At 40.6% G+C, this 5,034-nt stretch carries 6 protein-coding genes and 1 pseudogene; all 7 read right to left on the bottom strand.

Annotated elements, in window-relative coordinates:
• Positions 1–401 precede the first annotated feature (401 nt).
• Positions 402–773, bottom strand: a complete 372-nt coding sequence (locus tag R7E47_RS23840) for a hypothetical protein (protein WP_238967022.1) — start codon at positions 771–773, stop codon at positions 402–404.
• A gap of 2 nt (positions 774–775) precedes the next feature.
• Positions 776–991: a hypothetical protein gene (locus tag R7E47_RS23835; RefSeq protein WP_025611452.1), complete on the bottom strand. Its 216-nt coding sequence runs from the start codon at positions 989–991 to the stop codon at positions 776–778.
• A 177-nt stretch (positions 992–1,168) separates the two neighbouring features.
• Entirely contained in the window at positions 1,169–1,456 is a 288-nt protein-coding gene (locus R7E47_RS23830) for a type II toxin-antitoxin system RelE/ParE family toxin (protein WP_213872230.1), read from the bottom strand.
• Positions 1,453–1,734: a type II toxin-antitoxin system Phd/YefM family antitoxin gene (locus tag R7E47_RS23825; RefSeq protein ID WP_000086647.1), complete on the bottom strand. Its 282-nt coding sequence runs from the start codon at positions 1,732–1,734 to the stop codon at positions 1,453–1,455. Before R7E47_RS23825 ends, R7E47_RS23830 begins: the two co-directional genes overlap by 4 nt.
• A gap of 197 nt (positions 1,735–1,931) precedes the next feature.
• A complete protein-coding gene (locus R7E47_RS23815) occupies positions 1,932–2,243 on the bottom strand; it encodes an antibiotic biosynthesis monooxygenase family protein (RefSeq protein WP_053304462.1) in 312 nt (103 codons plus the stop codon).
• Positions 2,244–2,864: 621 nt separating this feature from the next.
• Positions 2,865–3,312: pseudogene (locus R7E47_RS23810) on the bottom strand (GNAT family N-acetyltransferase).
• Between the two features lie 1,179 nt (positions 3,313–4,491).
• A complete protein-coding gene (locus R7E47_RS23805; RefSeq protein WP_151514925.1) occupies positions 4,492–4,890 on the bottom strand; it encodes an SMI1/KNR4 family protein in 399 nt (132 codons plus the stop codon).
• Positions 4,891–5,034: the final 144 nt, after the last annotated feature.

Genomic DNA, 5,034 nt, shown 5'->3' with positions numbered 1-5,034 from the left:
CTGACTTCAAATTAGAAAAGGATTCTTTCCTCGCACTTCAACAGCCACACAAAAAGTAATCAAGGTTCTCTCAAAAGTCACCACGAAAATGAAAAAGCGCCAAAGAAATAGGCTAAGAGTTAGAAGCCGTAAACGGAAAAATCAAAGCGAACACTCCGCATATAGTGCCACCGGAAAGAACGTGAAAGGCACAAACTGAAAGGTGTAAAGACGAGCGCCAAAACAGATAAACACCAAAACTTATGACCTTTGATGTCAAACCCGTACTAACGCCGCGTTAAGGGGTGCAGGCACGCAATACAAAAGCTACCGCACAGCGCCGGAATCACTAGACCCAACGCAAACTAAAAATGCCACGCGTGCCAAATCCCTCTTAAACGCTTTGTTAGCGCGCTATTAAATTAAACAAGAAATTCTTTGGGGTCCTTTGACTTCCAGTCCTTTTTCCTCATTACCGTAATAACTATATTTTCTTGATGCTCATCACCATCAACGTGAATTTTATTAACAGCGCAAGGCATATTTATATGCGAAACCGTACACCTAATATTAAAAGTATCATTGTGACTCAACTTCTTAAGCGCCCCTACATGTAATGCTGTTAACCTGTTAAATATAGAGTTAAGCTCAGCAATCATTATCAATGGATTATTACGTGTGTCATTCATTCTATCTTTAACAAAGTGCTTAGATAACTTAAATGACATTTTATGGCGACGTAAAGTCTCATTTACTGAACTTTCGAGCGCAGCTATTTGAGCTTGTGAAATCATGTTTACCCCTCCATAAAGCTACGATAAAGCTCTTCAAGCTTCGAGTTCAACTCAGAGTCACTTTTCGCAGAAATTGAGCCAATTAACTCTGATTCACTTATATTTCCTAGCCTCACATCAAAGTTTTCATTATCAAAACTATCAACGAAAATATAAATTTCACTCCCCTCATCAAAGAATGAAGCAAAGTTATCATTAACAGACATATTAAATTTCATCTTATCCTCTTAATAATGTTTATAAATATCATGTCGACTTAGCGCGCTAACGCCTTGTTAAGGGGTGAGTAACGCAATACCAAAGCCGCCGTAAACCACCATAATCACTAAAGCTGACGCATAGTAAAAATGCCACGCGTTGCGAATCACTCTTAAACAGTTTGTTATAACACAGTATTACACGTCATCTTCCGATAAAATTTGACGACAATTACGAACTGTTAGTACGCGGATTTCGTGACTTAAACTGTAGATAATACGATAGTTTCCAAAGATGATTTCGCGATAGTTCGTGTGGGGCATTTCAGGAACAAACCGCCCCATTTCAGGCATACTTCCAAGTAGTTCAGTTTTATCAAAAACTTCATTTACCCACCTCTCTGCCGCAAGTGGATTATCTAAAGAAATAAACTCCGCGGTATCACCTAGTTTCTGAAGTGCTAATGGAGACCAGACTACTTTCATTTCTTAATGCGCCCAAGTACTTGAGCACGCGCATCATCATTGGAAACACCGAGACCAGAAGCTAACTGAGCTTCTGCTGTGCGCATTTCTTCCAGTAATTCGATTTTCTCTTGCATTGCTTCATATTCAGCAACATCGAGAACAACAGCAACACCTTTGCCACGTTGCGTAATAACCAATGGACGACGAGTCTCATTGATTTGTTTGATGTATGAAGCTACACCGGCACGAAACTCAGACAAAGGCTGAATATCTTGATCGAAATGAATACGACTCATATTGAACTCCCATTAGTACAAAATAACGTACAAATAATAGTTCAACTAAGCCTTTTGAGCAAGAAGTTGATTCTGTGTTATAACGCCCTGTTAAGGGGTGAGCAACGCAATACCGATGCCGCCGTATACCACCTTAAACACTGAACACAACGCATAGTAAAAATGCCACGCGTTGCGAATCCCTCTTAAACAGTTTGTTATAACCACATATTCTCACGGACTTCATAGTGGCTAACATGACGATCTGGATTCAATTTGTACTTTTCATCCTCTGGATACAATTTAGCGACACTGATATTTTCACCAGCAAATGCTTTGATACATTCGAGATCTTCCCAATAGGTCAACAAAGTGATTTCAGCATTATCGCCTAAATCTCGATTTAGGATTTGAGCACCGAGGAAACCCGGTGTACTAGATGTATCTTTGATTCCTGTCTCATACAGGTATGCAATAAACCCTTCTTCATGCTCTTTAGGGCAAGTAGCTTTCCATTCTCTTGCTATCATAAATACTCCATTTTATGTCGTGGTTATAACGCCCTGTTAAGGGGTGAGCAACGCAATACCGATGCTGCCGCATACCACCTTAATCACTTAAGCCAACGCACAGTGAAAATGCCACGCGTTGCGAATCCCTCTTGAACAGCTTGTTAACTGAGCGCCTTTCAGTTTTCGCCGTTCTTTCAGCCACTTTCGCCAAAGCTCATTTTGCTAATTAATGATTAGCAAAGCTAACCCAAATATGTATTTAACCAAAAAATTACCGTTTATCTTTAGTTTGAAATGCGCCTCACAACACCATACTTCGGCGATGTAAGTATGCCGGACTAATCGCGAATGCCTTATATTATTAGAAGGCTTAGTGTCGCCTTTCACATCAGTAAACTTAAGTATCAAACTGAAGTTAGTCACATTAGCTCAGCTAAGGAAACCGACCGAACACGCTAAATCTCTGAACCTAGAAACTGTATCATTGCGCTTTCATATTTTCTGCGCCAGTTAACGCCTTGTTAAGGGGTGAGTAACGCAATACCAAAGCCGCCGTAAACCACCATAATCACTAAAGCTGACGCATAGTAAAAATGCCACGCGTTGCGAATCACTCTTAAATGCTTTGTTATGTGCGTACTAAATATTTACGTACAATCTCAGCATGTCTTTGTGTTGAATACCATTTGCATAGATTACATCGGGGTAGTTTAGCAAAAAAATGGTCTTTGATGATTGAGTCTACTCGAAAACCTAAACGCTGATAATAAGTAAGTTGATAGCCAAATGTACCCGTACCAAGCTCGACACGATTGATCCCCTTGCTTGGCAACTGAGATAGAACAAGCTTTAGTAACTTAGAGCCAATACCTTGGCCTTGTAGCTCTGGAGATACAGATACATTAAATATCTCAGCAAGACTGTTGGTCTGCGCTTTAACGATTCAAGCCGCCAAAACTTGCCCATTGTCTACTGCGGCAAAGCACCATGAATCAGATAAATATGAAGCGATACTAGCTTCAGAAGGATCAGCTTCAAGCAATAAATCTAGTGGAATATCGCTACTTTTGACTTCGATATATTGCATATTTCCTCCGAGCACATAACGCCGCGTTAAGTGGTGAACAACGCCAACCACCAAACCTAACCATTATACCTTAAACACTAAATTCAACTTGAACTGAAGTCGCCAAGCGTTGTGAATCCGCCTTAAACGCCTTGTTAGGCGAAGTTTCCCACCGATGTTTAAGTGGTTTTAAAAGCAGATTACCCGAAACCAAATAAGCAACCAAACACCCACTGATTTTTTGTGATTCAAGAACCGCAAAAGTCACTATGTTACAGCCTCACTTTTAACAACCACGAAATGCTACCTTTCAGCGATAAAGTAGCTTTTAAACCTAATAAACCTAATAAACCTAAAGCTACGAAATGACAGCAAAAACCAGAGCCTCGATTAACTTGCCTTTGCCACACTTTGAGCCAGTAAAACTCGCTACCAACCAGCACCAAAAATGAATGAGGCAACCCACGAACTTTGGCATGTTTTACGGTTGGAGATATTCAAGAATTTGAGCCGAAAACGCTCAATTGCCGACTTAGAAAAACGAATGCTCAAAGAGAACTAAGAAGATGAGAACAAAGAACTTTTCTGCGCGTCGCATAACGCCGCATTAAGGGGTGAACAACGCTACCACCCGGTCTAAACCATTGTGCCGTAAACACTAAAGCCAATTCAAACCAAAACTGCCAAGCGTTGTGAATCCCTCTTGAATGCTTTGTTAGTTGCCAAACCTAAAGCTTTGATTTGAAATCGATTGCCGTTTGCCAACACTAACTTGACGTGTTTTGAGAAACTCAAATCAGGCGCAGTTTCAATGCGCCTGTCACTGAAGCCACTTGGAACAGATAGCGCCGCAGAAAACGGACTAACAACACCAAAAAGCTCATTTGAGAATGACAAGATTACAAAGCTGACTTTCAACAATTAAATCGGTTTCTGAAACAGAAAATCCAACCACAAAAGAAACCTGAGAACGATTTTCACCAACCCGAACGATTCAAAATTGAAGTACGAAACCCCACCAAAAACACACTGACTTTAACTCTAAACATTCTGTTTAAGCTGTGTTTTCCTCGTTGGCAACTAACGCCGCATTAAGGTGTAAGCAACGCTACCACCATGCCTAAACCATTACACCGTAAACACAAAACCCAACGCAGAGACAAAAATACCAAGCGTTGGGAATCACTCTTAAATGCTTTGTTATGCATTTAGTCGTTCTTCGGGTGAAAAACTATCGTTCACAAACTTTAAGAATTCACAGCTTATAATTTTCGCTTGCTCCCAACCTAAATCACTAGAATCAACGACATAAAAACCAGATATAACACCACCTGCAATTCTGGCCACGCAAATATTTCCATTACCATCTAAGCAAATTGGCATTGCGCCAGGCATATCGTGCTTTACCCCATAAATATCTTCGCCGTATATCTCCGACAAAGAGAAGAACTGTAACTCTTTGAACCCAAAATAGACTATAGGGCCATCGCTAACACTCCACCAATTCAACATACTTTCAGGAAGAGTTATTTGAAATATAGTTTCTAACTTGTGTATTTCTTCCTGATTTGCGCCTACAGGTCTATCTATAAATTCCATGAATCCCCCTGATGCATAACGCCCTGTTAAGGGGTGAGCAACGCCATACCGATGCAGCCGCATACCGCCTTAAACACTAAAACCAACGCATAGTAAAAATGCCACGCGTTGCGAATCCCTCTTGAACAGTTTGTTAACTGGATT

Origin of the sequence: Vibrio sp. Vb1026 (genome assembly GCF_033338745.1) — a bacterium.
GTDB classification, from domain to species: domain Bacteria; phylum Pseudomonadota; class Gammaproteobacteria; order Enterobacterales; family Vibrionaceae; genus Vibrio; species Vibrio alginolyticus.
This window is presented reverse-complemented; position numbering and strand designations above follow the sequence as displayed.

Excerpts from the sequence above, each read along its gene's own strand:
- R7E47_RS23840 (WP_238967022.1), bottom strand. The coding sequence starts at position 773 with ATGATTTCACAAGCTCAAATAGCTGCGCTCGAAAGTTCAGTAAATGAG.
- R7E47_RS23835 (WP_025611452.1), bottom strand. The coding sequence starts at position 991 with ATGAAATTTAATATGTCTGTTAATGATAACTTTGCTTCATTCTTTGAT.
- R7E47_RS23830 (WP_213872230.1), bottom strand. The coding sequence starts at position 1,456 with ATGAAAGTAGTCTGGTCTCCATTAGCACTTCAGAAACTAGGTGATACC.
- R7E47_RS23825 (WP_000086647.1), bottom strand. The coding sequence starts at position 1,734 with ATGAGTCGTATTCATTTCGATCAAGATATTCAGCCTTTGTCTGAGTTT.
- R7E47_RS23815 (WP_053304462.1), bottom strand. The coding sequence starts at position 2,243 with ATGATAGCAAGAGAATGGAAAGCTACTTGCCCTAAAGAGCATGAAGAA.
- R7E47_RS23805 (WP_151514925.1), bottom strand. The coding sequence starts at position 4,890 with ATGGAATTTATAGATAGACCTGTAGGCGCAAATCAGGAAGAAATACAC.